A 24,222-nucleotide genomic window follows, 5' to 3' on the forward strand; every position below is an offset into this window, starting at 1 on the left:
CTAAGGGATTCGAAAACATGGCTTCGGTGGCATTTCTCGGTCTTGGCGTCATGGGCCATCCGATGGCCGGGCATCTCAAGAATAAGGGTGGTCACGACGTCACCGTCTACAACCGCACCAGGGCGAAGGCCGAGCAGTGGGTTGCCCAGTATGGCGGCAGCCTCGCCGCGACGCCAGCCGAGGCGGCCGAGGGCAAGGATTTCGTCTTTTCCTGCGTCGGCAATGACGACGACCTGCGCTCGGTGACGACCGACGCCGGAGGCGCCTTCAATTCCATGATGAAAGGCGCCATCTTCATCGACAACACCACCGCATCGGCCGAGGTCGCGCGCGAACTGGCGCAGCAGGCGCAAGCGCTCGGCTGTTCGTTCCTCGACGCCCCGGTCTCCGGCGGTCAGGCAGGCGCCGAGAACGGCATGCTGACCGTGATGGTCGGCGGCGAGCCCGACGCCTTCGACAGGGCGAAGCCTGTCATAGATGCTTATGCCCGCATGGTCGGATTGATGGGACCGGCCGGGGCTGGCCAGCTCACCAAGATGATCAACCAAATCTGCATCGCCGGCCTCGTTCAGGGCCTGGCCGAGGGCATTCATTTCGGCAAGAAGGCTGGGCTCGACATCGAAAAGGTCATCGAGGTGATTTCCAAGGGTGCGGCCGGTTCCTGGCAGATGGAGAACCGGCACAAGACGATGAATGCCGGCAAATATGATTTCGGCTTCGCCGTCGACTGGATGCGCAAGGATCTTGGCATCTGCCTCGCCGAGGCCGACCGCAACGGCGCCAAACTGCCGGTGACGGCACTCGTCGACCAGTTCTACAAGGACGTGCAGGCGATGGGCGGCAAGCGCTGGGACACGTCCTCGCTGCTGGCGCGGCTGGAGAAATAGGATTTCGCCGTGGCCGAGCTTTCGCCTCAATCCAGCGCCGATGAAATTGTCGCTCATCTGCGCTCGATCGCCTCGGAGGAAAATCGACTTGGCATGCTGCGCTACGGCATCAAGATCGAACGTGCGCTCGGTATCTCGCATGGCGTGCAGCGGCAGATTGCCAAGAAAATCAAGCGCAACCATGAGCGTGCCTTTGAGCTTTGGCAGACAGGCATCATGGAGGCGCAGTTCATCGCTTCCGTGACAGCCGATCCGGAGCGGTTCTCCGCCGCGGATGCAAGACGATGGGCGGCGACTTTCGACTCGTGGGATATCGTCGACGGGGTCTCCGATCTCTTTGTCGATACGGATTGCTGGAAGGAATTGATCGCCGAATTCGCGGTCGACGAACGGGAATTTGTTCGACGCACGGCTTTTGCGATGATGGCCTGGTCGGTGGTCCACCGGAAGGAGGAACCCGAGACGACCTTCCTCGAATTCCTGCCGATCATCGAAGCGCATGCGACCGACGGCCGCAATTTTGTGAAGAAGGCCGTGAACTGGGCGCTTCGTTCGATCGGCAAGCGATCGATGAATTTGCACGGCCATGCCCTTGCCGTGTCGCTAAAACTGGCGGCCTCGACAGACAGGACTGCTCGCTGGATCGGCAAGGATGCCGTGAAGGAACTTTCCGATGCCAAGACGCTCGAACGGCTCGCCGCCAGAAAAGCTTGACCTGAGCGAAGTGCGCTTCACGGAGGTGACGCAATCGACGCGCGCCGATTTCGAAAACCTGTTCGAGCAACCCGGCGGGCCGAAATACTGCCGGTGTATGGCTTGGCGCAATCTCGACCGCCGCGAGCATGTCGAGAACGACGAGAAGAAACGCGCGATGATGGCGCTGATCGACGCCGGCACACCGGTCGGCATTGTCGCCCAGTTCGATGGCCGGACCGTCGGCTGGTGCTTGGTCGCGCCGCGCCAGACCTACCGCAAGTTGTCACGGCAGCAGGACGACCGCGAGGCCGGGATCTGGTCGATCGTCTGCTTCTTTGTGCCGAGAGCGTTGCGCGGCGGCGGGCTGGCAAGCGCATTGCTTGATGCAGCCATCGATCACGTCTTTGCCAAAGGTGCCACGACGATCGAGGCTTATCCGGTCGACCAGGCATCGCCGAGCTACAGCTTCATGGGTTTTCGCGACATGTTCGTCGCCCGCGGCTTTCGCGAGATCGGCATGACCGGCTCGCGCCGGCATGTCATGCGGCTTGAACGTTGACCTTGGCGACAGCGGCAGCTTTACTTGCTGGCATAGGCCGCAGATCAAGGCTCAGCAGTGGAGCAGGAATGAAAAACCGTCTCAAGTCAGGCGCGACGCTGGCAGCCGCAGTGTTCGCCTCTGTTGTCGCAGGCAACGCTTGCGCCGGGACGATGCATATTTTCTGGAAGGATCTGCGCCCGGCGAGCCAGGCAGCCGCCGAAAGCGTCGGGCTGCCGATGATCGCGGCCAAAATGCCGGATCATGGCGAAACGCTGTCACTCAACTTGCAGGACAAGACCGTACAACTCGCGGGCTATGCACTGCCGGTCGATCGCGACGGTGATCTCGTCTACCAATTCCTGCTGGTGCCCTGGACGGGGGCCTGCAGCCATATGCCGACGCCGCCGCCCAACCAGATCGTCCTCGTTACGCCTGCCCAACCCTACCGGATGTCTGAGGCCTACCAGCCGGTTTCGGTGACCGGCGCCTTGCAGCCCGGCATGGAGAAGAGTCAGCTTTTTATCCTTGACGGTGTAAGTGTCATCCAGTCGGGCTACGCTGTGCGCAAGGCCGAGGTGGTCGACGTCGGCACCGTGCCGGACACGATCACGCTGCCGGTCAACTCGCCCTGGACTTTCCTCAACAAAAAGAAAAACTAAGCAGAAAAATCTCAGGCGGCGTTGGCGCCGGACTCCTTGTCGAGCACCATGTAATCCAGCGGCATCTCGGTCGTGTATTTGATCTGCTCCATGGCAAAGGAAGACGACACGTCGCGGATCTCGATCTTGGCGATCAGCCGCTTATAGAAGGCGTCGTAGGCGGCGATGTCGGGCACCACGACGCGCAAGAGATAGTCGACGTCGCCGCTCATGCGGTAGAATTCGACCACTTCCGGGAATTCCTGGATGACCTCCGAAAAGCGCCGCAGCCATTCATGGCTGTGCGAATTGGTGCGGATCGAGACGAACACCGTCACCCGCACATTGACCTTTTCATGATCGAGGATGGCAACGCGCCGCTTGATGACGCCCTCTTCTTCGAGCTTCTGGATGCGCCGCCAGCACGGCGTCGTCGACAGGCCGACCTTCTTGGCGACGTCGGCGACTGCAAGCGTCGCATCCTCCTGCAGGAGGCGGAGAATTTTTCTATCGAGGCGGTCCATTGGGTGCTCCCCTGACGCAAATCGTCAAAATGCGCGGCTTTGGCACAACGACATGCATGAAAACAAGAATTTAACGCGCGTCCCGTCATGCGACGCGCTTCGAGGAATAGATTACCATATTCCCTCTTGTTCAAGCCTATTACAAGAAAGAAATTCTGTTTAATAGCGCAAAAGCGAGTGATTTCTTGCTGAACGCTTAGCCGAGGCGATAGCGGATTTCCGATCTCAGAAAGGGCAGCAAATCCATTTCAAACCAGGGATTGCGCTTCAGCCAGCCGGTGTTGCGCCAGGACGGGTGCGGCAGCGGCACGATCTTCGGGTCAGTCGACGCTGCCCAGATGGCGCGCCAGTCCATGACTGTTTCTGTCAGCGAGGGACGGCGCGCCGCGCCCATATGCCAGCTTTGGGCGTAGATGCCGATCGTCAGTACCAGATCGACTTGCGGCATCAGCGCCATCAGCAATGCGCGCCAGGCCGGCGCACATTCGCGGCGCGGCGGCAGGTCGGCGCCCTTGGCGTCCTGACCGGGAAAGCAAAAACCCATCGGCACGATGGCAAACTTGTCCGTATCATAGAATTCCTCGCTGCCGACGCCCAGCCAGCTTCGCAGCCGGTCGCCGGAGGCGTCGGTGAACGGCATTCCTGTGATGTGGACCTTGGTACCCGGCGCCTGGCTGGCGATCAGGATGCGGGCGCTCGACGATGGCCGGAGCACCGGACGCGGCTGGTGCGGCAACGGCCTGCCGGCTGGCTTATCGACGCAGATGCGGCAGGCACGCACCCTCGCCGCCAGGGCTTCCAACTGTTCGCTCATTTGGGACTCGTTATCAGGCGGCGGCACTCGGCCGGCTGGAGATTTCCCGATGCCAGCGCAGCACGTTGGTGCACTCTTCGGGTACCTTGATGCGAGCCGGCTTCATGAAATCGATGGCGACCAGCCCGGTGATGTCAGCGATCGAATAGGCATCGCCGGCGACGAATTCCCTGCCGGCGAGCTCAGTGTCCAGAAATCTCAGGAATTCGACCGCCTTCGGCTTGTTGGCCTCGCCCCATTCGGGGATTTGCGGGATCTCCCATTCCCTCATTGCGGGGTGGATGTGCCGGAAGGCCGCGGCGACGCAGCCGAACAAATTGAACTCCAGACGTCTTTGCCACATCTCGACGATTGCCTTGCCGAGCGCCCCATGCCCGAACAAAGCCGGCTCGGGGTGCAGTTCCTCGAAGTAACGACAGATTGCGACGGATTCGGTGATGATGGTGCCGTCATCGAGCTCGAGCACCGGCAGACGCTTCAGCGGATTGCGCGAGCTGACCGGCTGCTCTTTGTGCTCCAGCGCGCCCATGTCGACGGGCATCAGCGGAACCTGAAGTCCCTTTTCGGCCAGAAAAATCCGAACCCGACGTGGATTGGGCGCGCGCCCGCCGTCGAACAGCTTCATCTCCATCCTCCTCGTCCGTCCCGACGAACTATAGGCACAACTCACCAGAAGCGAAAAATTTCACGCAGGGCATCGCCGATCGACGCCAAGGCGCCGTGCTTTCTTTCGACCAGCTCATGGCCGTGGCTCTCGCGCCAGTTCTTCGGCTCGTCGAAAGTTCCGCCCCAGATGCCGGCTTTGCCCGCGCGCGCAGCAGCTTCCTCGGTCTCGAAATCGCCAAAGGCGACCGCCCAGCCGGCCTCGACCTGTGCGCGGTTGAGATCCTTGCCGCCGGCCTTGCAGTCGCCGAGCAGCCTGCCGTAGCGGTCGCGCTGCCAGCCGCTGCAGGAGACCGCTTTGCCGGCTATCAACCGCACCAGGGATTGCCGCGCGAGCTTGCCGCAAGGATAGTCGGCACCGTCCTTGCGGCAGATTTGCGAATATTCCGGCGCATCGATGCCACGCATGCGGATGCGCTCGCTGCCGAGCGTCATGCTATCGCCGTCATTGACGGTGGCCGCACCCTCCGTCTTGCGCGTCTCCACCCGGTCGAGGCGCGCCGCCAGGAGGATCAGCAGGCCCAGCACGATGAGTGTCAGCCCATAGTCCATCAGTCGGCGCCACAGGCTTCGCGGACGTGGCGCATAGTATCGCTGGCGCGGCCATCGCGACCACGAACGGCTCATATGGCAAACCGTTGGTTAATCATTCGAACGTAGCTTAACGATTTGAAATTGCTGCCCGCGTAAATTGAAGACTTCATGCCCCTGCAACGCTCGACCACGGCGGACAAGTTTATTGTGGACCGCAGGAAACGCCATCGCAACAGCGATGTCGCGCGCGCGGTGCGCAAGACGCGCGACCGTCTTTCGCAGCAAGCCGGAAATCCCGACTTCGACCGCGAGCTGTTGAAGCTCCACGCGCTTTCGATGACCGGCGGCGTGATCGTTATCCCGCTGCTCGTTCTGGCAACGGCCGCGGCAGGCTTGTTCGCGGGCCTCGGCAAGGAGATCGGCGTCTGGGCGCTGTTCACATTCATCTGCTATACCATCGTTGCGTTCATGGCCAGACGCGTCACGCAAGCGTCCGAGCTCAACCCGCTGGAGACGCACAGGGATTTCCTGATCGGCCATTTTCTTTGCGGGCTTGGCTGGGCCTGGTTCGCATGGCTTGGCTGCGAAGCTTGCCAAATCGACCAGTTCCAGGTCGCCAAGGCGGTGGTGCTGCTGCTCGCCATGTCGGCAACCGCGATCCTGGCATCGTCCCTTCGCGGTGCGCTGTTGGCGACCTTCGCCCTCCCGGTCGCCATCTATGCCTATGCCAGTGCAAAATTATGGATGCCGGTCGAAGTGATCATGGCCGGGTTGCTGATCTCGTCGCTGCCGTTCTTCGCCTATGTGGCGCGCCAGCTCAACCGTTCCTCGCTGATGCTGTTTTCGTTCCGCTCCGAAAAGGATGCGCTGATCGCCGAACTGGAGACGGCGAAATCGATGTCGGACGAGGCACGGCGGCGGGCGGAAGACGCCAATCTGGCGAAATCGCGTTTCCTGGCCTCGATGAGCCACGAATTGCGCACGCCGCTCAACGCCATTCTCGGCTTTTCCGAAGTGATGGCCAACGAGGTGCTCGGCCCGATGAGCAACCCGACATACCGCGACTATGCCCGTGACGTGCACGACTCCGGACAGCATCTGCTCGACCTGATCAACGAAATCCTCGACCTGTCGCGTATCGAAGCGGGCCGTTATCAGCTCAATGAGGAGCCGATGATGCTGCTTTCCGTCGTCGAGGATTGCTGCCACATGATGGAGTTGAAGGCGCGCAACAAGGACATCCGCATCGTCCAGGATTTCGAAAACGCCTTGCCGCGCCTGTTTGCCGACGAACGCGCGGTGCGGCAGATTGTGCTCAACCTCTTGTCCAATGCCATCAAGTTCACCGCGACCGGCGGCGAAATCCGCGTGCGCGTCGGCTGGACGGCGGGCGGCGGGCAATATCTCTCCGTCAAGGACAATGGGCCGGGCATACCGGAAGACGAGATTCCGATCGTGCTCTCGGCCTTCGGCCAGGGCTCGATCGCCATCAAGAGCGCCGAACAGGGTACAGGGCTTGGCCTGCCGATCGTGCAAGGCCTGCTGGCCATGCATGGCGGCGAATTCCAGCTCCATTCCCGGCTGCGCGAAGGCACCGAGGCGATCGCCATCTTCCCGCTGAGCCGGGTGATGGAGGAACTGCCGGCGCTGCCGACCAAGGCGGTTGCTTCGCGCCGGCGCTGAATGCTTAACCGCCGACCGCGGCTGCCATGCCGGAGCTGGTCAGCGCGGCCGCCTTGACCAGGCCGGCGGCAAGCGCCGCTCCTACCCCCTCGCCTTGACTGACGCCCAGATCGAGCAGCGGGCGAAGGCCGAGGCGCTCGGCGGCCTTGGCATGGCCAGGCTCCGGCGACAGGCTTGCGAGGAGACAGTGATCGAGCGCGGCGGGGTTGGCGGTATGTAGGACGCCAGCGGCCGCAGTCACCGCAAACCCGTCGAGCAGCACCGGGATCTTCTGCATCCGCGCCGCCAGAATGGCGCCGCAGATCGCTGCGAATTCCCGTCCACCGACCCGGCGCAGCGCTTCCAGCGGGTCCTTGAGGCTCGCGCCGTGAAACGCGACCGCGGCATCGACCACCTCCGCCTTGCGCCTTTGCATCGCTGCGTCGGCCCCTGATCCGGGACCGACCCAGTCGGCGCCGGTGCCGCCGAACAGTGCGGTGCAAAGGGCCGCGGCGACAGTCGAATTGCCAACACCGAGGTCGCCAAGGCAAAGCAGGTCGGTGCCGCCGGCAATCGCCTCCATGCCGAAGGCCATGGTGGCGGCGCAACCGCGCTCGTCCAGTGCCGCATCCTCGGTGATGTCGGCTGTCGGAATGTGCAGAGCCAGATCGAACACCTTCAAGCCGAGATCGTTGGCGATGCAGATCTGGTTGATCGCTGCACCGCCGGCGGCGCAGAGCTCGACTGCATTTGCCGTAGCGGCGGCGGGGCGCGGCGAAATACCGTGGCGGGTGACGCCATGATTGCCGGCAAAGATCGCCACCAATGGTCGAGTCACCGCCGGCGGCGCGCGACCGCTCCAGCCGGCGAGCCAGGCGGCGATGTCCTCGATGCGGCCAAGCGAGCCTTCGGGCTTGTCTGCCTTGGCAAACAACTGGCGAACGCGGGTGTTGGCAGCCATATCTGCCGGCGGCAGGCTCACCAGGAGGTCGCGAAAATCGTCGAAAGGCAGTGCGCTGGTCATGTCGATGGCAATCGTCCTTGTGAATTGGTGAGCGGCATAGCCGCCTTGGCGGGCCGGCACAACCTCGGCAAAACTTCGAGGTATTGACGCGAACGCACCCGTTGGCGGCGCATCCCGGAGGGCTTGCATTGACTTTGTCGTTGCACCATGTGGAGGCTAGCCAAGGAAATCCTTATGACGGCCATTGAATCCCCGTGCATCTTGGTCTGCTCGATCGACATGAAAACCGGCTTCTGTTTCGGTTGCGGCCGCACGCGCGAGGAAATCGCAGCCTGGATCGACATGACCCCGCAAACCCGCCGCAGCGTCATGGCCGAGCTGCCGGCAAGGCTGGAAACGGTCGAGCGACGCCCCCGCCGGGAAACCCGTCGCAGCCGCATGGCACGCGAACGCGACGCCCTCTCGTGAACCGGCCGCACAGATGAACCGACTGCTGTGGATTCTGATCGTCGCGATCGGGGCAGGTGTACTCCTGCTCATGCTCCACGATTCCGCCGGCAGTACATTCGGCATTGAGAATTACGATTTCAGCCAGTTGATCTGGCTTGGCGCCTTAGCGGCACTCGTCGGCGCCGGCCTGCTCAGATCGGGCAGGCCGTTGGGCACCATGGCCCGCAGCCTCGGCGCCTGGGGCGCCATCGTGCTGGCGCTGATCGCCGGCTATCAGTACCGCTATGAGTTGCAGGATTTCGCCAGCCGCGTCACCGCCGGCCTTGTTCCCGGCAGTCCGCTGGCGCTGGGCGTGGAAGAAGGCCATGCCACCGTCACCCTGGACAAGGCCGGCAGCGGCCATTTCGAAGCGCGCGTCACGATCAACGGCACGCCGATCCTGACGGTTGTCGATACCGGCGCGACCAGCACAGTGCTGACCGCCGAGGACGCTCTGGCGGCCGGGTTCAATTCGGCGGCTCTCCACTTCACCATCCCGATCTCGACCGCCAACGGCATGACGCGCGCAGCGGCGGTGCGAAGCGACGAACTGTCGATCGGCGGCATCGTGCGCAAGGACATGCCCATCATGATCGCCGCACCCGGCACCCTCGGTCAGAGCCTGCTCGGCATGAATTTCATTAGCTCGCTGTCGGGTTTCGACGTGCGCGGCGACCGCATGATCTTGCGGGATTGAGTTCGCTCAGGCCGCCTCTGCGGTCCTGCCGAAATCGACCTCGGCGAAGGCTGACTTCAGCACCTCCGGTCCGGCACCCGGCCGTGTCGCCTCGGTGGAGAGGATCTGCCGGTAGCGGCGTGCACCGGGCAGGCCGTGAAACAGCCCGACCATGTGCCGGGTGACATGCCCGAGCCGTCCACCCTGTTCGATATGGCGTGCCGCATAGTTCGCCATGGCGTCGATCAGCGCGGCAAAGTCGAACGACTCAGCCGTGCTGCCGTAAAACGCGGCATCGATGCCGGTCAGTATCCCTGGCGTGTGATAGGCGGCGCGGCCGAGCATGGCGCCATCGACATGGTCGAGATGCGTCAGCGCCTCTGCGAGAGATTGAATGCCCCCGTTGATGCCGATGAATTTGTTTTGTTTTCTGGCTTTCAGCCGATAGACGCGGTCATAGTCGAGCGGTGGGATGTCACGATTTTCCTTTGGGCTCAGTCCTTCCAGCCAGGCCTTGCGGGCGTGCACCCACAGCGCGTCGGCGCCGGTCGCGAAAACACCATCGGCCAATGCATCGAGCGCCGGTTCCGGATCCTGCTCATCGACGCCGATGCGGCACTTGACGGTAACCGGTATTTTCACCGCCGCCTTCATCGCCGCAACGCAATCTGCGACGAGCACAGGCGCCTTCATCAGGCAGGCTCCGAAGGTGCCCGACTGGACGCGGTCGGACGGGCAGCCGACATTGAGGTTGATTTCATCATAGCCGAAGGCTTCGCCGATGCGCGCCGCCTCGGCCAGCTTTCCCGGATCGGCGCCGCCGAGTTGCAGCGCCACCGGATGTTCGCTGTCGTCGAAGCCAAGCAGGCGCTCGCGTGCGCCGTGGATGACCGCATCGGCCACCACCATCTCGGTGTAGAGCAGCGCCTCGCGCGTCAGCTGGCGATGGAAGAACCGACAGTGCCGGTCCGTCCAGTCCATCATCGGAGCCACGGCCACTCTATGATCTTGATTTTTCAGCATTTTTTCTTTAACATCAAATCGTTACAACCTGCCGAGTGCACACGAAAATACGCCAGAATACGACCTTTTTCGCCACGTTTCGATCTCTCAGTGCACACGGAGCGCACACGAAAAAATGGCCACCTACACAAAGCTCTCGTCCGGTTCCTGGCGTGTGCAAGTCCGTCGCAAAGGTCGCTACGTCAGCGAGACCTTCCTGCGCCGAGACGACGCACGCCGCTGGGCGACCGAAACCGAGCGCCAAGTCGATCGCGGTGAGACGCCGACTAAGTCCCGCATAGCGCGCCTTAAGACTTTCGGCGAACTCATCGACCTTCATATCGATGACATGTGCGATGTAGGCAAGTCCCCTCGCCGCTCCAAGGCCGCAGCGCTGGATATGCTCCAAAGACATCTGGGGAAGTGCAGCATCGCGGCCCTCGATCGCGAACGGCTCATTCGTTTTGGTCGTGACCGGGCCGCACAAGGTGCTGGACCGATGACGCTCGGTATAGACATCGGCTTTATAAAACTTGTCCTGTCTCATGCTGCAGCCGTCCACGGCCTACCCGTCAAGGTGGAACCCGTCGATCTCGCGCGTTTGGCACTTAAGCGCCTCGGTCTTGTCGGCAAGGGGTGTGAGCGCGACAGGCGGCCCACCCAGGATGAACTCGATAGGCTAATCGCACACTTCGATTCAAACCCTCTTCAGAAAGCGCCGGTTGGCCGGATCATACGTTTCGCCGTTGCAACCGCGATGCGTCAGGAGGAAATTTGCAAGGCGCGTTGGTCCGATCTGGAGTCTCGCACGCGGATGCTTCTCATCCGCGACCGGAAAGACCCACGCAACAAAAAGGGCAACAATCAGCGCATACCGCTATTTGCGGCAACTGGATACGATGCGTGGGCCATTGTTGAGGAGCAGCGCGCAAAGCGAAGCAATGACGATGATCGAATTTTCCCATTCAATCATAGATCAGTCGGCACCGCCTTCCGTCGAGGATGCGCTGACCTAGGCATCCACGACCTTCATTTTCATGATTTGCGGCACGAAGGAACGAGTCGCCTTTTCGAAGCTGGGTTCACAATTGAGCAGGTAGCGCTGGTCACAGGCCACAAGGATTGGAAGATGTTGCGGCGCTATACGCACCTTAAGCCGGAAATGCTTCACGGTATCCAAGCGTCGAGGGCTGCATAACCGACGCGAGTGCCCGAACCCAATCCGCAATCTCCGGCGGCGACGAACGCCCCGTCCACAGGGATGCTACCTTAAGGCACAGCCTCGACGGTCAACATGAGGCGCAAAACTTGACACCTGGGAAGTTCCTTCCCTGCATTGATGACGCGCCTCGGGAAACCAGGCCCCATCACGCAACGAGCGCGGTGCGCTGGCTATGGACCGCTGCAGTTTGCCGGCGTTCAGCCGTGCCCCGGTAGATGGCAACCCATGCTTTGTCTCAATATGGTTTGCGTATCAGTTGCCTTCGTGATGGCCCTCTGCGGCTAGCTTCTGCTTGCTTTTGCGTACTCTGATCTCGATACGACGCCTTTCTGGAGCGTCGCCTGACTGGGCCCCATTCGTGAGGCGATCATCAGGCAGGATTAGCTGGCCGCCTGACATAGGTAGGATGTTCAGGTGATCAAACGCCGGAATCTTTTTCAGAACCGACGCGACGGATATCGCTCGCGCGAGGCCTAACCCGGCATTGTCACCTGGCTCCATTTTGCTGACGCTCTCAGCCCCAGAGAGTACGCGCCCCAGAACGAAGTCCATGTTCGACTGCCTCGACAATCGCTGCTCATCAGTGTGGCCGATGACCTCGACGACGTCGACATCGTATTTTGCAACGATATCGGCAATCTGCTTGGCGATAGCGTCCTCAAGCTTGGCCTTAAAGGCCGGTTTGAGTTCGGCGCTACTGACCTCGAAGGAATAGCCGTTGGCTTCGCTGAGATTGATGATCGGTGGGAGATCCCTAGGCTGCCGTGTCGTTTCGGAGAGTTGCTTTTCGGCTTCCGCCAGCTTCCGTTCGGCTTCGGTCGCACGCTGATCTGCTGACACCAGCTTGCGCACATCGTCGGCTGAGAGATTGTTGTCTCGGACCGCGACTGTGGCTTCCGCCAGCCGAACTGCTTCGTCGGCAGACAGTCCCTTTTGCTCGATATGCTCGATCGCTTTCTTGGCCAGGACCAGCTTTCGCCATTCCTCAACAGGCACTTTGTGCCCAGTGGACCGTTCCATGAACTCGGCAACCTGCGCCAGCAGGTTCTTGTTCTCCTGCTTGAGTTGTCGAACCTCTGCCTCGCTGCGCGATACCCGTTCAAGGGCCGTTTCCAGTTCGGCCTTCTTCTTTGCGACGATAGCGCCTGCGACCAACAGCAGGCAGAAGACGAGCAGGAGCATCGTTTCGGCCATGGTCAGTCCAAGGATCAAACCGCGGGCATAGCCTTTCCTTTCGTAGCTGACCGAAGCTCCGCTCGGTTCGTTCAGCGCCACCATCTCGTCCTCGACTGAGCCTTTTCTACGACCGGTTCGGGGGCCTCGTCCGGATGAGGCCCGGAATCGGTCCCGTTGGCCTGGAAAGTTGCCTCGGCGCCTATTTGCCGACCCTGCGCTGCTACCTCGGAAATGGGGATGAAGATGGATGTCTCGGCCGAAGGTTCACTGGCAGGCACCGGGGCGACAGGAGCGATTTCGTGCGGGACAGGCACACGATCGCGATCGAGGATGCGCAATAGGAGGTTCGTCGTACTGGCGTTTTGTTCTGCCTGCTTCTCAAGCTTCTCCAGGAGAAGCTTCTGATGCGCCGCCATCCTCAAGACGGTATCCGAAAGCTTGTCGGTCCTTTCCCCCTGCTCTTTGGAAAGCGCTTCGGCCCGCTCGGTGAACCTTCCGACGGACGCTGCAAGCACCTTGAGCACCGTGACGACGTCCGTCTTGAGGACCTCGTCCGGAATAACCACCTTGGCGAGCTTCCCGGCAACAATGTCGGCCTGCGCCTCGAACTTCGAGACCGTGCCGGCCATAGAGGCATTCGCCGTGTCGAGCGACGCAGCGACCGTGTCGACCTTTTCAGCGACACCTGAAAACCTGCTTTCGATACGGCCGAACGTATCATCGAGGCTTTTGGCGATCTTCTCCGAAGTCTCCTGGACGGGCTTTATCGCTTTCGCAGCCATACCCTCGAATGCCTGTCGGACCTGATCGCCGTTCTTTTCCGCCTGTCGGGCTATTTCCTCGAAGCCCTCTTCCAACATCTGATTGCAAACCCGGCGGAAGTCGGCGAACTCACGCGCTACGCTTTCCATCTCGGCGCGCACGCGGCGTGTCATGTCCGCGAGCTCGTGACGGGCAGCCCGTTCCACGTCGGCGGGGTCGCGTCGGACCTGATTGTGGAAGATGCGCAGTGCGATGCCCGTGATGGTCGACGTCACGGCAATGCCGAAATTCCTGACGATTTCGTCGGTCGATGCGTCTGTGCCAAACTGGTAAAGCGAGGTGCCCAAGCTCGAGAGAGTGAACAGGAAGCCCATGTAGTAGAGGTTGTCACCTGTCTGCTCGTCGTGAAGGCGCAACTTCCCGACGTACCAGGAAAACGCGAAGTAGCCGATCATGATGCCGATCGGCACCGTTGACGAGAGGGCGGGAGTTATGCCGGCGGTCTTGGTGACGGCGATAAAGACGCACCCACCTACCGTCAGAGCGATATAGAAAACCTGCGGGAAGATCCACGTATCAAGGAAGGATTGTCTAGGGGCGGCCATGGGTTACATCCCTTCCAGCTTTGTAAAGTCGGTGAGATTGCCCCCGTTATCCGAAAACCATTGCGTCCAGAAATTGGCGTGGGCGACGGACAGGAACTTCCTTTCCGGCCTGTTGAAATAGAGAATGGTCACGTCGGCGCCGAGAAGATCGGTCCTAAAGCGCGAACTCGCCGGGCTCTTCTTAAAGGCGTTATAGTCGGCGCCCGATTTGTATTGGGAATAGGCGGGCGTGTTCTCCATCATGTCCGAAACGAGGACCAGCCGTTTTGGCACATTGTCGAACATGCCGTGGTCGAACAGGCTGAGTTTCAGTTTCTGGATTCCAGCCATGATCGGCGACTGATCAGCCTGGCTATCCGTTGGCAAATGTTCCGGCAGTTCCTTGAGGGGCTTGTCGAAGGCCTCTTCCCAGATTCTTTGATGCTTTCCGGGATTGCTGGTCCAGACGTCAACCGTTGAGCCGTCTCCCGGATTGCATCGCGCGTACAGTTCTTTCAGATCGCCAGGTACTGCTGTCAGGGTGCCAACCCAAAGATAGCCGCCTTGTTTGATTGAGCCGGCAATCTGCCTGAATTTGTTGGCAAGATCCTCCATGGTGGCCTGCGGGACGGGATCAGAGGTGTCAAAAAGAACAGCAGTGACGCTGTTCGCTCCCGCCTTTGTCGGGCAGCCAGTCTTTGCGTCTGTTTCCACAACGTCCCGGGCCTTTACGTTGAGCCAGACGTAGCCGGAAAACATCGCGAGCGAGGCAAGTCCAAGCAGGATTGCTCCAACAATCGCTCCGACGCCTTTCCCGCGCGAGCTCCCTGCCCTGCGACGGCTTCTAGGCCTGGCCATCGAGCGTCTCCGGATACAGCTTGTCGAGGTCGCGATACTTTTCGATCCCGGACTCGCATTCCTTGCCGACCTGCAGCATCTGATCGTTCAGCGCCTGCTGGGCCGCGGCAATTGATGAAGCTAGATAGGTATCCTTGATCTCACCATCGTTTTGGACAATCGGCTTGGTCTTTTGGAGTTTGAAAGGCTGGGAGAAGTGTTTTGGAGCGGGAGTCTTGCGCGCCCGGATGTTTGCTTCGCGATATTTTGAAAGCAGCTGGTTGCAACTCCTCTCCAGCTGCTCTTGGTGTTCATTGAACAGAGCCAAAAGCCGCCCACGGCTGGAGAGGATTGCAGCGTGTTCTCTCCTGCGGCTGCCCAGCCCCTTCAAAATGTCTTCGACCTTGGCGTTGTGGTCGTCGCGCAATTCGATGAGGCGGTCTATGAGATCGGCTTTGGTATCGGTGTAATCCTGCCGTCTCTCTCGGCGCCTTTTCTCCACGCCGGCATAGCCCGGATATGGATCGAGAACGAACCAGCCGTCAATGAAGGCGATGATCGAGAAGAGCAGACCGACCAGGAAGAGCATCCACGATCTCACCTCCTCGAGCCCCAGGGGGTTATGGACCATTCTCTCGACGGCAATGTTGCCAGCGCCGTCGGCAAGCGTTCCGCTGACCTCACGGTAGTGCGCAAGCAGCAAGTTTATGCCGAGTGCAATGGCGGCATAGAGCAGGATGAAGGCGGTCCCGACAAGCTTCCCTCCCCAAGACCGATGGGTCACCCAGCGCACGCAAAAGATGGCGAAAATCAACGCGGACACGATATTCACGAAGGAAAAGGCGAATGCTTCCGTGGCACCACCGAGGAAGCCTTGGTCATTGCCCTTGGCCAAAAACGATCCGTTGAGATACGTCTCGACCAGCAGGAGGAAAATGAGGAGTGCTACCCTGAAAAGATGGGCTGTTCCTTGCTGCAGTCTGGCAACGCGTTCCAGGCGGTGGTTCTTGCGGAAGCTGAAAAGCTCTCTGGTGGCCTCATGAAGGTCGGTTCGCTTGGCGTGAAGGGTATCCAAACCGACCGCTATTTCTCCCTTGAAGTCCGACAGGCTTGAGGTATTGGCCTGCTGAAGGAGGCCGAACTGCTCCTCAAGGCCCAGGTTCGCAACTCGGCCGGAGAAGAGGTGAAGCTGATCTTCCAGGATCTGGTGGGCCGCCTTTTTCTCGTCCTGCACCCTTTCGACGATGGAGTGTTCAACCTCGTCGAGGGTCTTGGACGAGGACGATGGCTGGTCTTTTTCACCATGCGCCGTTCCCTGATCGTCGAGGTCCATGTCCCTGGCAATCTTGTCGACATTGAGACTCGGGAAAATGTCTGCTCCCACCCTATAGTCGTGGTTCGCTTCCATTATCCGATTGCGCAACTTCTCGAGCGCTTCAAACCTCGCAGCCAAGTCTTTACCCCTACGATTGATTCCCGAAAAATACACGCTTGCGGCATGCCTCACGCTTCAGCGCGCGGCCGTCCCGCAATCAGCGTCTGCCATATCCGGCTTCCCCCACCTGGCAGAATGCAAAACCCATTCTGAACGTGCTCGATAGTACATCGACGGGCTGCGTGCAAACTAAGAAGTGGCCCGGCCCCCGAGCGATTCCTTGCAATCAGCCCTGCCGGCCATTGTCTTTCGCGTCCGCGTACTTTGATTAGGCCGCCAGCTATTGCTCCAGTTCGCAAGAATTATTGCCACACATTGTTGACACGATCGATCAGCTCTCTGCCATACAGAAAAGATTCTTAACCCTGGGCAACTGCCAAACCTAGACCAGAGCCAAATTTGATAGCATTCTAGTAATGGGGAGAAGGGCTTGAACAAATCTCGAAATGACTACCGCTCGGGTCAGCGGCGGAAGCGCGATGGGGCGAAGGGGTCACCCTCCTGGAGCCGGGCAAGTGTTATACTGCTGCTCGTCTTTGTGACAGTGGCCGCCGCGGCCGCCTTGTCCGCGCAGTCGGCTTTGCAGCACAGTGACCGAATACCAGACATTGGGGTTTCGAACTTTTTCGGGTCGAACCCGGAGCCGATCGCTGGAGTCGCGTCCGTCATCGATGGCGACACGATCGAGGTCCACGGTCAGCGCATCCGCTTCAACGGCATCGACGCCCCGGAGAGCAAGCAATACTGCAGCAACGCCAAGGGGTTCGATTATCCCTGCGGGCGCCACGCAGCCGAGGCTCTGGACACCTTCCTAGCGGCCTCAAGGCCAGTCTTATGCAAATTCGTGACTTGGGACCGATATCACCGCTTCGTCGGTGATTGCCAGCGCGCGGATGGAGTCAGGGTGGCCGCGTGGATGGTCGAGCACGGTCAGGCTCTGGATTGGCCCCGCTACAGCCACGGAGCATATTCAGCGCAGCAGGCGAAGGCGGAGGCCGCGAAGCTTGGTCTTTGGGTCGGAACGTTTCAGGCGCCCTGGGAATGGCGAGGAGCGCACGCTGGGGATGCGAGGCCGTCGAGCCAGCCGCTCGGCATCATCAGCCGCCGCCAGGTAGCGCAAAGCTTTTCGTGCCAGCCGCGGCGCACATGCTCGCAAATCAGCTCTTGCGATGAAGCCCAATGGTATCTCAACAACTGCCCATGGGGCGGCAAGCTGGATCGCGATGGCGACGGGATTGCTTGCGAGACGCTCTGTTGATGGCGCCGCCGACGGCCCGCGGTCGAACGTTGTAGCGCGCTTCGGTCCAGAAGGCCGCCGCTCACGCGGCGGCTGCTTCGTCGGCGCTGAAACGCGACAGATAGTCAGCGGCGCGCTGCGCGTGCGCGGCGGCAGCGAAGATCGCTCGCTGTCGTCCTTCATCACGGACAGCCAGTGACCGACATAGGCGGCATGGTCGTCGCGATCCTCGAGGTGCAGCCCCAGGTCGGCGCACAGGAAACGCGGCGCCGAGCTCGTCGACCAGCTCCTCGCGGACATAGCCGCCATCTCCGAAAGGCGCTTTAAACTACGAATCTGGGGGTCAGGAGTTCGAATCTCTTCGGGCGCGCCATTCCATCCGATTGAAATCGCTTGCTTTTTAGGCTTCGCCCACGCGGCGGTACCGGGTTAGATTCCAGAATTCAGCCGGTTTTTCAGCCTGTTTTGGAAGAACGGACATTCCTTCGAGCCATATCGCAGCATGGCGAATGGTGGCCCTCCTGTTTTCCTCTTGGTCAACACTCGGCACGATCAGGTTCGCACGAACCGGACTGCCGGTCCGTCGAGGCTACCAGGTGTAGGGTTGAGGTAGCGGTGTTGTTGTTGCCGGCTTCCTGACGCAAACGTAGGGAATGACAGTTCGAAAAAAGGCAAACCGTCTTCAACTGCCGCCGCTTGTTGCCGGCGAATGGCGTGGTGAGATCGTCGGCTCAGCCAACATCAATTTTGGCCAGGTCGTCCAGCCAGGCCCGCCCCGCCAATCAGTCGAGTTCACCTATGTGATACTACCCGCCTTGCTGATTATGCCGAATGCAGCGTTCAGATGGCCTGGCGTCGTCATGATCATGGCCCCAACTCCCATGAAGACGGAACATCCCGACGCGGGCGCTCTTTTTGAATCCGATCAGCTTGCGTCGCTAAGTCTCTCTCTTGACGTCACCAGAGCGCAATTTTCCGACATGCTGCCTCGCTTCGAGGCGAAACGATTCAGAGATTTTCACTTCACGGTCGAGGAAAAGGAGGGAGGCAATAGATGGCCGGTGCGAAGCTGGGGCATGGGAAACTGCCCTGCTTTGAATCCCGCTGACGAACTCGCGGATTGATACCGAAATCGCTGCACCCACTTATCAAGCGGTCTTGCGGTCAGCAGGAATTGCTTCGCCGACCGCGGCGATGTCCCTATTCGCGTCGAGCTCCGCCAATTCCTTCCCCAATGCGGCGATTACGGCTGCCACGCGGCCACGCACCCGCGAAGGAAGCAGCATCAACCCCGCAATCAGACGGCGGCCTTCCGCGCTGGCGATAAAATCGATGCGCTCATCGACCGGCAGAGGTGGAGCTTCACGGCTAGTCTCATTACTAGCCAGGCCTTCGAAGAAGCGACTGACGGGAACGTCCAAGGACCTGCCAATCTCGTAGAGCATGGAAGCGCTGACGCGGTTCTTCGCGTTCTCGTATTTCTGGAGCTGCTGGAAGCTGATGCCTATAGATCGCGCAAGCCGCGCTTGCGATACGTCCGACTGGACGCGAACGATCGCGATCTGCTTGCCGACGTGCCGATCTGCGGGATGCGGGTTACACTCGGTTTCAGGCTTTGGCCACGCCTGGGTGACGGGGGGGCGCGTTGATTCCACCAATGCCTTTCGCAATTGCATCACTCCCTCATAGAGAATTGGTCGCGGTAGGCTCCCCTCGCGACAACAGATCCGAATGACAGGCAGCTGCCGAGTGCTTGAAACGGCTTCGTGCGGTCAGCTCGGCCCTGGCTGCCCGCTGATCCGACCAATATCTATCACCGAACCAGTTCGGGCCTATCGCGTACTGCTCAATCCAGCGGCAGCGGGCAAGGCCCTCCATGCTCACCGCCAGCCGCGCGCCTGGCGTTTTCCGGCCGCGGCGGGAATTCTCGTCCTGGCTCTCGGCCTTGCAGCAGCATGGTGGCAGCGATGGGAGAGGCCTGCACAGCCTGCCGTTCCGACCGTCAGCGAGGCAGCCGACGCTCGGCCCTCGCTAGTCGTCCTGCCCTTCGACAATCTCAGCGACGACAAGGAACAAGAATATCTCGCCAACGGCTTCACTGAGGATCTGACGACCGCACTGGCGCGTGTGCCGGGTCTTTTCGTCTTCTCCCCCAACGCGGCCTCCGCTTACAAGCACAAGGACCCGAAGCCGGAGGAGATAGCGGCGGCATTGGGCGTCCGGTACCTGCTGAAAGGCTCGATTCGCCGCGTCGGCGACGACATGCGCATCAATGCGCAGCTGATCGATGGCTCGACTTCCAGACATCTCTGGGCGGAGCGTTTCGACGGCCGGTGGGCAGACGTATTCGCGCTGCAGGACGGCGTTGTCAGCAGCATCGCGGGTGCGCTCCAGCTCCGCCTGGTGAGCGGCGCGCCGGCTACCCGAGCCGGAGGCACCAGTAATCCCGAGGCCTATGAGGCCTATCTCAAGGGGATGGACATCTACAACCGTATCAACACGCCCGAGGAGTTTGCGCAGGCTGTGAAGTATTTCCAGCAAGCCGTGCAACTCGACCCCGATTTCGGCGCGGCGTACGCCCAGCTCGCCTGGGCCTACTGGGACGCGGATGTCGGTCGGGTCGTAGTAATGGGGCTTACGACCGACGTGGCCCAGGGCAAGATCTATGAAACCCTGGAAGCAGCGGCCAGGGATCCTTCGCCGGGCTACTATCAGCTCGTCGCCGAGTTGATGGTCCGCGAGCACGACTCGGACGACGCAGTTACCGTTCTTCTGAAGTCGGTGGCGCTCGATCCCAGCGATACTTGGAATTATCTCTCGCTGGCCAATGCTCTGAATTTCAACGGCAGGCCGAAGGAAGTGCTTAGCTATCTCGATGCGGCTGCGCGCGTCGATCCAAACTCGTGGATGGACTACAGGCGCTACCAAGCCGGACTGGCCGAGTTCGGCCAGGAGAAGTTTGAGGACGCGGTTCGCTCTATCGACAAGATGGACCTTATATCGGCCGATCCACGGGCGAAATTTTATGCCCTGCAGGTCCTTATTTCGGCTTATGGGCATCTTGGGCGCACAGACCAGGCCGCGGCGGCTTTGGAAACGCTTAGGAAGGTTGTTGGGCGGGTGGACAGGGGGCCGAGCCAGTTGATGACCCAGGATTACATGGTGTTCAAGAATACGGCCGATATCGAACGCCTTTTGGCCGGGCTGACCAAGGCAGGTGTGCCAGAGCTGCCGGCATTGGCAAAGGCAGGCATGAATCCGAAGGACCGGCTCACAGGGGCGGAAATAAGGTCTCTAATGTTCGGCCACGAAACGCGCGGAAAATTGGTAATGCCCACGTTCCTGCCGATGCAGCGCACAACCTCGGTCGACGGCGCCGTCAGCGAGACCGTTGGCCAGAGGAGCCGCTCAGGAACCTCCTGGGTGCAAGGCAATTTCCTGTGCAATGCCTTTCCCAGAGAGCTGACAAGCTGTGGAGCAATTTATCGCAATGTGTTCAGGACGCCAGGGCGCGACGACGAATACAAGGCCGTTTACCGCGGGCACCAGTTCGAGTTTTCGGTCGTCAAGTGAGCTCCCAAATGCCGCAAGGCCGTAAGTCTGCTTGCCGCGTAGACGCGACGTTGTTGGCATAACTGCAAACGGCGACAATTGGCGCACCCTCGACCTCCAGCGTATCGCCGACAATGTCTGCTTTCAGGAAGCGGCAAAGCTGACCCCTACGGCAGACATGCGGCGCACACCAGGCATTCAGTAGCTGACCGAAACCGCGCCTCGGTCGCCTCATCCCCTCCACATTGTAGAGTGGAGAACGGCCCGCATATGCTCTGCCAGGTCGAGCTCACCGCGCGCCTCGATCTCTAAAAGGTACCGAGCCTTCGCTAGGCGGTCCGCTTCCCCCACCGCAGGGTAGCCGCAGATGGCGAGCAGCGCCCTCTCCTCCTCCCGGCTGGCTCTATCGGACTCGCTGCTGCCACCGCCCATGTCATGCAAGGCTTCACCGAACGCAGCATAACCTACCTTGTGCGCCTCAATCAGCGCTCGCAGACTATCGGACGGTCCTCGGTCTCCACCTGCCGGCTCAGCACCGAGCGCCGTTGCCGCAACTGTCGAGGCGACTGCGCTGCCAGAGTGGAGGAGCAAGGCGCGGCGGTTGATCCGAGACGTGGCGAACTCTCCCATTTGCTTTGATGGCGATCAGGCCAGTGACGTAAAACCATCAGACCGTAACAAGACACTTTGCGCATTCGTGTCAGCATGGAGCGATCCCTGGCGGCGGCGCTAGCACGGCTGGACCGCCCGCAGCGCCGGCGGATGCCGGGCCCGACGAGCCCTCCGGTGGACGCGCCAGCCGACAAGCCTGCGCTCGGGCGCCATCCTACGGCCGACGCTAGCGACGTCGGCACTCGGGCAGCGGCGAAAGATCGCTGCGGCAGCCGTGCCGACGGCCCAGCGAGTCACCGCAAGGCAGGTCGACGAGGTGCTGACGTCGACTATGCGCCAGTTCGTTATCTGCCGACGACAGGCTATCTCAGCGGGTCGTCTCTGACCACGCCCCCCTTCCCGGCCCCACCCTCCTCAAGCGCTGACAGAGCCCTCGCACATTGCACTAAGCCACGGAAACAGCTGACAATTCGCGATTCTGGCAATGTGCAGTAGACATGCACACATTGCGAAACCACTATCTAACCCACTGGAAAACAACGGCCGAACCGAAGCACAATGTGCTCCATTTTATCTTGCCATCGGTCATCGATCGTTTTTCGTGGCCCTCACTCGATAGCACCAAACCTCGCTCTGCCACGCCGCAACGTCCGGCTGCCCCCTGCTGCGCGAGGAACGACGAAAGGAAGCAGATCGCTTCTAGAGCGCCCCGCTGATGCTCACTGAGAGCGCTGCTTCAGCTGCAGCCGATCTGCAGCCGCCTTGATGATGCAAGCGCATTCCTGGCACGATCGAGGGCACGTTGGAGGTGCCAGATGTGCTCTTAGATGGCACTGGCCGGCCTGTCATATCGACACTGCGAAGGCGTGCCAAAAGCAGCCCGGCTGAACAAAATGGAGGTGAGCCGACGTGTGGCAGAAAGACATTCTTGTGTTGCCCGACGATCTGATTGCGTTCGCCTGGTCTGCACCGATGAGGGACTTGGCGGCGAAGCTCGAACTGTCCGATGTCGGGCTGAAGAAGCTGCTGACGCGATGCGGAGTAGCGACGCCACCGCAAGGATATTGGAACAAAATCCGTGCCGGAAAGAGGGTGCCAGCACTACCCAAAGCGCCACTGCGGCGCCCCGGTAAATGGGCCGTGCAAGTGTCGACGCTCGCTTCGCAAAGGTTCTGACAATTGCAGCCCCGCTTGCATTCAACGGGCCGTTTGCATCCGCTCTGGTTCCAGAAGACCTCGACGAACTCAGCGCACAAGAGTTGAAGGCGATTGGCAAGTTTCTGTCCCGCAGTCGTTGGACAGGCCTCACAAAGGGCTCGTTCGAATACTCAAGCAGGAGCAGCGTCGCCGCGACAAAAATGCAGGACGCGAATGGACCTTTGACGGACCCAAGTTCGACAATCCACTAGGCAAGCGGCGGCTGAAAATCCTCAATGCGCTGTTTTTGGCACTCAGCAAGCGCGGCCATGACGGTGATGCCTACGAGCGCGATGGAGAATTTCACGCGCGAGCAGCGATCGGCGATACCTATGTTGGTTTGGACATTGGAATGGTCGGCAGCCCCCGCACCGTGCGCCAACAGGGCTACCTGCGACCGGCGCCAGACCTGCCAGCATCAAACCCGCCTGCTCTGCGGATCGACCCGGGTTTCGACCGCAAGGCCGCCGTCTCGTGGCAGGATGACGGTGACGCCAAGCTTGAATCAAGGATCGCTGAAATTGCGGCTGCGATCATCGTGGCGGGCGAGAAGAAGTTTCGACTTAGCCTGCGGGAAGCCGAGGAGCGTGCAGAGCGGGAGCGGATTGAAAAGGAGAAGCAGCGCCAGGATTGGCTAGTCCAACTCAACCAAAAGCGTCTGCAAAACCTGCGGGCCAGTGGGGAGCTGCTACGTCAAGCTGAAGACATTCGCGCGCTCGTTGAGCGCGTCCGTCGCGCGATCGATGATGGTTCGGCCGATATCGATGCCTCGGCACTGGACGCATGGCAACGTTGGGCGCTCGCAGAGGCAGACAGGATCCAATGCCGTCTGGTCAAATTTTAACGCATCTCAACGAGCCGTCGCTATAGTAAGTCGGTCAACGGCTTTCTAGAGCCCGGCTGCAGGCGAACATCGCCTGGAAGCGATGTGGAATGCGAAGAGAAGAGACGCGCGACGCGATGGATGTTGCTCCACGAAGTTTGTGCCTTAGCATTTTCAGATCGCACAAATGACGATCGAAGAACGCAAATATCCCGGTGAGCTTGCATGCCCGCAGCAGCTTCACGATCCGGCGGAAGAATATCGGAAGGCGGCAAACTTGCTCCTACAACAAGGCCGACCGGCCAACCGTTGACACGCGCGCCGTTCAGATTGTCGGCAATCCATGCGATCGAACTCTATCTGACCGCGCTTTTGCTCCACTGTGGGCACAATCCCAATCAGATCCGCAAAATGCAGCACGACCTATCAGCGGGAACAGAACACGGGCTGGAAGCCAAGCTGCGCCTTCGCGCGAAAACGGCCGCGCACCTGCGCCGGATTGGCGAGCTTTACGCGATCGAACGGAGGTCCGGGCGCAACCGCCATCCTATCGGCCGCAGCGCACCTACCTGGATGCACAGTCCCGCACATCTACAGCCGCAGCGTGCTGGCCGAGACGATCCGTTAAGCGCCCTCGCGTCGGACCGGGCTGACCCGCTTCCTGCAGGACGGTCGCATCGAACTCAACACCAATC

Annotated in this window: 23 protein-coding genes and 2 pseudogenes; 13 read left to right on the plus strand and 12 right to left on the minus strand. The window is 60.6% G+C overall.

Annotated elements, in window-relative coordinates; translation table 11 throughout:
* Window positions 1–11: 11 nt before the first annotated feature.
* From NKI79_RS11375 to NKI79_RS11390, 4 genes and pseudogenes are all read left to right on the plus strand, one after another.
* Window positions 12–887, plus strand: a pseudogene (locus NKI79_RS11375) (NAD(P)-dependent oxidoreductase); the annotation flags it as partial.
* Window positions 888–896: 9 nt separating this feature from the next.
* Window positions 897–1,601, plus strand: a complete 705-nt coding sequence (locus NKI79_RS11380) for a DNA alkylation repair protein (RefSeq protein WP_352801600.1) — start codon at window positions 897–899, stop codon at window positions 1,599–1,601.
* Window positions 1,561–2,142, plus strand: coding sequence for a GNAT family N-acetyltransferase (locus NKI79_RS11385; RefSeq protein ID WP_352801602.1), 582 nt, complete (start codon window positions 1,561–1,563; stop codon window positions 2,140–2,142). Before NKI79_RS11380 ends, NKI79_RS11385 begins: the two co-directional genes overlap by 41 nt.
* Before the next feature lie 68 nt (window positions 2,143–2,210).
* Window positions 2,211–2,783, plus strand: coding sequence for a DUF3299 domain-containing protein (locus NKI79_RS11390; protein ID WP_352478880.1), 573 nt, complete (start codon window positions 2,211–2,213; stop codon window positions 2,781–2,783).
* Window positions 2,784–2,794: 11 nt separating this feature from the next.
* On the opposite strand, the gene NKI79_RS11395 is transcribed toward NKI79_RS11390, so the two are convergent.
* From NKI79_RS11395 to NKI79_RS11410, 4 genes are all read right to left on the minus strand, one after another.
* Window positions 2,795–3,286: an Lrp/AsnC family transcriptional regulator gene (locus tag NKI79_RS11395; RefSeq protein WP_006333679.1), complete on the minus strand. Its 492-nt coding sequence runs from the start codon at window positions 3,284–3,286 to the stop codon at window positions 2,795–2,797.
* A 196-nt stretch (window positions 3,287–3,482) separates the two neighbouring features.
* Entirely contained in the window at window positions 3,483–4,100 is a 618-nt protein-coding gene (locus tag NKI79_RS11400) for a uracil-DNA glycosylase family protein (RefSeq protein ID WP_502895591.1), read from the minus strand.
* A gap of 13 nt (window positions 4,101–4,113) precedes the next feature.
* The gene (locus NKI79_RS11405) at window positions 4,114–4,725 is read right to left on the minus strand and encodes a glutathione S-transferase (protein ID WP_352478881.1); all 612 of its coding nucleotides are present in this window, start codon (window positions 4,723–4,725) and stop codon (window positions 4,114–4,116) included.
* 41 nt (window positions 4,726–4,766) lie between these two features.
* Window positions 4,767–5,390, minus strand: a complete 624-nt coding sequence (locus NKI79_RS11410) for a thermonuclease family protein (RefSeq protein ID WP_352801605.1) — start codon at window positions 5,388–5,390, stop codon at window positions 4,767–4,769.
* 75 nt (window positions 5,391–5,465) lie between these two features.
* Between NKI79_RS11410 and NKI79_RS11415 the strand changes: the two genes are divergently transcribed.
* Entirely contained in the window at window positions 5,466–6,980 is a 1,515-nt protein-coding gene (locus NKI79_RS11415; RefSeq protein ID WP_352478883.1) for a sensor histidine kinase, read from the plus strand.
* A 4-nt stretch (window positions 6,981–6,984) separates the two neighbouring features.
* Here NKI79_RS11415 and NKI79_RS11420 read toward each other — a convergent pair whose 3' ends face one another.
* Window positions 6,985–7,983: a nicotinate-nucleotide--dimethylbenzimidazole phosphoribosyltransferase gene (locus tag NKI79_RS11420; RefSeq protein WP_254817266.1), complete on the minus strand. Its 999-nt coding sequence runs from the start codon at window positions 7,981–7,983 to the stop codon at window positions 6,985–6,987.
* Window positions 7,984–8,157: 174 nt separating this feature from the next.
* Here NKI79_RS11420 and NKI79_RS11425 point away from each other — a divergent pair, with 174 nt between their 5' ends.
* Together NKI79_RS11425 and NKI79_RS11430 are read left to right on the plus strand one after the other, a co-directional pair.
* On the plus strand, window positions 8,158–8,391 hold the full coding sequence (locus tag NKI79_RS11425; protein ID WP_031193575.1) for a DUF1289 domain-containing protein: 234 nt from the start codon (window positions 8,158–8,160) through the stop codon (window positions 8,389–8,391).
* A 13-nt stretch (window positions 8,392–8,404) separates the two neighbouring features.
* Window positions 8,405–9,109, plus strand: a complete 705-nt coding sequence (locus tag NKI79_RS11430) for a TIGR02281 family clan AA aspartic protease (RefSeq protein WP_352801607.1) — start codon at window positions 8,405–8,407, stop codon at window positions 9,107–9,109.
* Window positions 9,110–9,115: 6 nt separating this feature from the next.
* Here NKI79_RS11430 and dusA read toward each other — a convergent pair whose 3' ends face one another.
* Window positions 9,116–10,111 (minus strand): tRNA dihydrouridine(20/20a) synthase DusA, encoded by a 996-nt coding sequence (gene dusA / locus NKI79_RS11435; protein ID WP_352801609.1) that lies wholly within the window; start codon window positions 10,109–10,111, stop codon window positions 9,116–9,118.
* A 115-nt stretch (window positions 10,112–10,226) separates the two neighbouring features.
* Here dusA and NKI79_RS11440 point away from each other — a divergent pair, with 115 nt between their 5' ends.
* A complete protein-coding gene (locus NKI79_RS11440; RefSeq protein ID WP_352508410.1) occupies window positions 10,227–11,288 on the plus strand; it encodes a tyrosine-type recombinase/integrase in 1,062 nt (353 codons plus the stop codon).
* 276 nt (window positions 11,289–11,564) lie between these two features.
* Here the strand turns inward: NKI79_RS11440 and NKI79_RS11445 are convergent, their stop codons facing one another.
* The 4 genes from NKI79_RS11445 to NKI79_RS11460 are packed head-to-tail and all read right to left on the minus strand — an operon-like array spanning window position 11,565 to window position 16,124.
* Window positions 11,565–12,590 (minus strand): OmpA family protein, encoded by a 1,026-nt coding sequence (locus NKI79_RS11445; RefSeq protein ID WP_352801610.1) that lies wholly within the window; start codon window positions 12,588–12,590, stop codon window positions 11,565–11,567.
* Window positions 12,578–13,855: a hypothetical protein gene (locus NKI79_RS11450; protein WP_352801612.1), complete on the minus strand. Its 1,278-nt coding sequence runs from the start codon at window positions 13,853–13,855 to the stop codon at window positions 12,578–12,580. The genes NKI79_RS11445 and NKI79_RS11450 overlap by 13 nt, the downstream gene beginning before the upstream one ends.
* Window positions 13,856–13,858: 3 nt before the next feature.
* The gene (locus tag NKI79_RS11455; RefSeq protein WP_352801614.1) at window positions 13,859–14,692 is read right to left on the minus strand and encodes a hypothetical protein; all 834 of its coding nucleotides are present in this window, start codon (window positions 14,690–14,692) and stop codon (window positions 13,859–13,861) included.
* Entirely contained in the window at window positions 14,679–16,124 is a 1,446-nt protein-coding gene (locus tag NKI79_RS11460) for a hypothetical protein (RefSeq protein ID WP_352508406.1), read from the minus strand. Before NKI79_RS11460 ends, NKI79_RS11455 begins: the two co-directional genes overlap by 14 nt.
* Window positions 16,125–16,536: 412 nt before the next feature.
* Here NKI79_RS11460 and NKI79_RS11465 point away from each other — a divergent pair, with 412 nt between their 5' ends.
* Window positions 16,537–17,364 (plus strand): thermonuclease family protein, encoded by an 828-nt coding sequence (locus NKI79_RS11465; protein WP_352801616.1) that lies wholly within the window; start codon window positions 16,537–16,539, stop codon window positions 17,362–17,364.
* Window positions 17,365–17,425: 61 nt separating this feature from the next.
* Here NKI79_RS11465 and NKI79_RS11470 read toward each other — a convergent pair.
* Window positions 17,426–17,638: pseudogene (locus NKI79_RS11470) on the minus strand (zincin-like metallopeptidase domain-containing protein); the annotation flags it as partial.
* A gap of 358 nt (window positions 17,639–17,996) precedes the next feature.
* Between NKI79_RS11470 and NKI79_RS11475 the strand changes: the two are divergent.
* Entirely contained in the window at window positions 17,997–18,467 is a 471-nt protein-coding gene (locus NKI79_RS11475) for a hypothetical protein (RefSeq protein ID WP_352801617.1), read from the plus strand.
* A 24-nt stretch (window positions 18,468–18,491) separates the two neighbouring features.
* Here NKI79_RS11475 and NKI79_RS11480 read toward each other — a convergent pair whose 3' ends face one another.
* Window positions 18,492–19,013 (minus strand): helix-turn-helix domain-containing protein, encoded by a 522-nt coding sequence (locus NKI79_RS11480; protein ID WP_352801619.1) that lies wholly within the window; start codon window positions 19,011–19,013, stop codon window positions 18,492–18,494.
* Window positions 19,014–19,470: 457 nt separating this feature from the next.
* Between NKI79_RS11480 and NKI79_RS11485 the strand changes: the two genes are divergently transcribed.
* The 3 genes from NKI79_RS11485 to NKI79_RS11495 all read left to right on the plus strand — a co-directional run bounded on the left by NKI79_RS11485 (window position 19,471) and on the right by NKI79_RS11495 (window position 23,548).
* A complete protein-coding gene (locus NKI79_RS11485) occupies window positions 19,471–20,916 on the plus strand; it encodes a hypothetical protein (RefSeq protein WP_352801621.1) in 1,446 nt (481 codons plus the stop codon).
* Window positions 20,917–22,416: 1,500 nt separating this feature from the next.
* On the plus strand, window positions 22,417–22,683 hold the full coding sequence (locus tag NKI79_RS11490; protein ID WP_352801623.1) for a hypothetical protein: 267 nt from the start codon (window positions 22,417–22,419) through the stop codon (window positions 22,681–22,683).
* Between the two features lie 118 nt (window positions 22,684–22,801).
* Window positions 22,802–23,548: a hypothetical protein gene (locus NKI79_RS11495; RefSeq protein WP_352801625.1), complete on the plus strand. Its 747-nt coding sequence runs from the start codon at window positions 22,802–22,804 to the stop codon at window positions 23,546–23,548.
* Window positions 23,549–24,222 lie beyond the last annotated feature (674 nt).

The organism is Mesorhizobium sp. M0340 (assembly GCF_040321535.1).
Lineage (GTDB): Bacteria > Pseudomonadota > Alphaproteobacteria > Rhizobiales > Rhizobiaceae > Mesorhizobium.

Coding starts and splice junctions, on each gene's coding strand:
- NKI79_RS11385 (WP_352801602.1), top strand. CDS start 1,561: ATGCCAAGACGCTCGAACGGCTCGCCGCCAGAAAAGCTTGACCTGAGC.
- NKI79_RS11390 (WP_352478880.1), top strand. CDS start 2,211: ATGAAAAACCGTCTCAAGTCAGGCGCGACGCTGGCAGCCGCAGTGTTC.
- NKI79_RS11395 (WP_006333679.1), bottom strand. CDS start 3,286: ATGGACCGCCTCGATAGAAAAATTCTCCGCCTCCTGCAGGAGGATGCG.
- NKI79_RS11400 (WP_502895591.1), bottom strand. CDS start 4,100: ATGAGCGAACAGTTGGAAGCCCTGGCGGCGAGGGTGCGTGCCTGCCGC.
- NKI79_RS11405 (WP_352478881.1), bottom strand. CDS start 4,725: ATGAAGCTGTTCGACGGCGGGCGCGCGCCCAATCCACGTCGGGTTCGG.
- NKI79_RS11410 (WP_352801605.1), bottom strand. CDS start 5,390: ATGAGCCGTTCGTGGTCGCGATGGCCGCGCCAGCGATACTATGCGCCA.
- NKI79_RS11415 (WP_352478883.1), top strand. CDS start 5,466: ATGCCCCTGCAACGCTCGACCACGGCGGACAAGTTTATTGTGGACCGC.
- NKI79_RS11420 (WP_254817266.1), bottom strand. CDS start 7,983: ATGACCAGCGCACTGCCTTTCGACGATTTTCGCGACCTCCTGGTGAGC.
- NKI79_RS11425 (WP_031193575.1), top strand. CDS start 8,158: ATGACGGCCATTGAATCCCCGTGCATCTTGGTCTGCTCGATCGACATG.
- NKI79_RS11430 (WP_352801607.1), top strand. CDS start 8,405: ATGAACCGACTGCTGTGGATTCTGATCGTCGCGATCGGGGCAGGTGTA.
- dusA (WP_352801609.1), bottom strand. CDS start 10,111: ATGCTGAAAAATCAAGATCATAGAGTGGCCGTGGCTCCGATGATGGAC.
- NKI79_RS11440 (WP_352508410.1), top strand. CDS start 10,227: ATGGCCACCTACACAAAGCTCTCGTCCGGTTCCTGGCGTGTGCAAGTC.
- NKI79_RS11445 (WP_352801610.1), bottom strand. CDS start 12,590: ATGGTGGCGCTGAACGAACCGAGCGGAGCTTCGGTCAGCTACGAAAGG.
- NKI79_RS11450 (WP_352801612.1), bottom strand. CDS start 13,855: ATGGCCGCCCCTAGACAATCCTTCCTTGATACGTGGATCTTCCCGCAG.
- NKI79_RS11455 (WP_352801614.1), bottom strand. CDS start 14,692: ATGGCCAGGCCTAGAAGCCGTCGCAGGGCAGGGAGCTCGCGCGGGAAA.
- NKI79_RS11475 (WP_352801617.1), top strand. CDS start 17,997: ATGACAGTTCGAAAAAAGGCAAACCGTCTTCAACTGCCGCCGCTTGTT.